2 protein-coding genes are annotated in these 1581 nt (G+C 66.2%); both read left to right on the forward strand.

The features are described 5' to 3' along the window. Window positions 1-209 precede the first annotated feature (209 nt). Window positions 210-461, forward strand: coding sequence for a Sec-independent protein translocase subunit TatA (gene tatA / locus ABZ904_RS51210; RefSeq protein WP_359410460.1), 252 nt, complete (start codon window positions 210-212; stop codon window positions 459-461). Window positions 462-510: 49 nt separating this feature from the next. Continuing rightward, on the forward strand, window positions 511-1470 hold the full coding sequence (gene tatC / locus ABZ904_RS51215) for a twin-arginine translocase subunit TatC (protein ID WP_361831213.1): 960 nt from the start codon (window positions 511-513) through the stop codon (window positions 1468-1470). Window positions 1471-1581: the final 111 nt, after the last annotated feature.

Below are 1581 nucleotides of genomic sequence, written 5' to 3' on the forward strand. Positions count from 1 at the left end.
ACCAGGAACTCACGCATGCTCATCGCTCTCCAAAGTGGGTGGGCAAGCCCCCGTGGGGACCGGGGGTGCCGGGGCTACCGAACCGGGTGTCTTCCCCAGCCCCGGCTGGGGCAAGACCTTTGACCTGGCCGAAACCGGCTTCATCCCCTCACCGAGAAGCACCTCGGAAACCGATCCGGCATCCGAGCCCGTATGGGAGCGAGAATCACATGTTCGAAAACCGCGCTCTGGAAATCCTGATCATCGCGGCCGTCGTGCTGCTGCTCTTCGGGGCGAAGCGACTCCCTGAGACCGCTCGCGGGCTGGGCAAGTCCCTGCGCATCTTCAAGTCCGAAGTCAACGCCATGAAGACGGACACCGCAGAGCCGACCACCCCGCCGCGCACAAGTATTCAGGCCGTACCCGTCGAGGCCGGACGCAACCAGGTGGACAGCGAAACGGAAACGACGAACCGAGTCTGACCGCGCACCGCCGCCGCACCTGCCGGCCACCAGAATCCGAGGGCATACGGTGAACGACACCCAACACAGCGGCTCCACCGCTTCTGAACAACCGCGGCATGCGGCCACGCGCGTGATGCCGTTGACGGGGCATCTGCGTGAGTTGCGTAACCGTCTGGCTGTCTCGGCGCTGACTCTGGCGGTCACCACCGTTGTCGGGTGGCTGGTCCACGACTGGCTGCTCGGGCGGATCACCGGCCCAGCCTGCGCTTTGGCCCATGTCCACGGGGTGGGCCGGCCGACCCGGGCATGCCCGAACGGTCTGCTGGTCAACACCGGGGTCCTGTCTCCGCTGTCGTTGAGTCTCAAGGTGGCGGTGACTGCCGGGCTCGTCATGGCCACTCCGGTGTGGAGCTACCAGCTGTGGGCCTTCATCGCGCCGGGACTGTACAAGCGGGAGAAGAAGTACGGGCTCGGCTTCGCCGCGGCGGCCGCCCCCTTGTTCTGTCTCGGCGGATACCTGGCCTACGTGGTCTTCCCCAAGGCCCTTGGGGTTTTGTCGGGCTTCAACCCGGATGCCTTCTCCTTGTCGCTGCCCGGGGACGAGTTCCTGGACTTCTTCCTGCGCATGGTGCTCGTCTTCGGTCTGTCTTTCGAACTGCCGCTGCTATTGGTCCTGTTGAACTTCCTGGGCATCTTCAGCGCCGCCGCTCTGCAGAGACGATGGCAGGCCATCGTCTTCAGCGTCTTCGTCTTTTCCGCGGTCGCCACCCCGACCGGCGACCCGATCACCATGATCGCTCTGGCCGTGCCCATCAGCCTGCTGTTCCTGGTCGCCCTGGCTGTTGCGACCTTCCACGACCGCGCCAAGGCGCGCCGCCGGGCCGCGGATCCCGACCACGGACTCGGCGCGGACGAGGCCTCCTCGATGGACCTGGTTCCCTCCCCTGTGGGCGCCACCGCCCTGCACTCCCCGGAATCGATGCATGCCGCCGACCTCGAAGCCACCCACCCCGGTGACACCGCATGACCGCTGCACCCGCAGACCTGGCCGGAAAATCACGGCATCGTAGGGCATGCGGGGACCTGCACCGTGCCGAGTATGATTGACGGGTCGTCCGGTCAGGCAGGCGCAGGAGTC

The sequence above is a fragment of the Streptomyces sp. NPDC046900 genome, from assembly GCF_040644975.1.
In the GTDB taxonomy this organism is placed as follows: domain Bacteria; phylum Actinomycetota; class Actinomycetes; order Streptomycetales; family Streptomycetaceae; genus Streptomyces.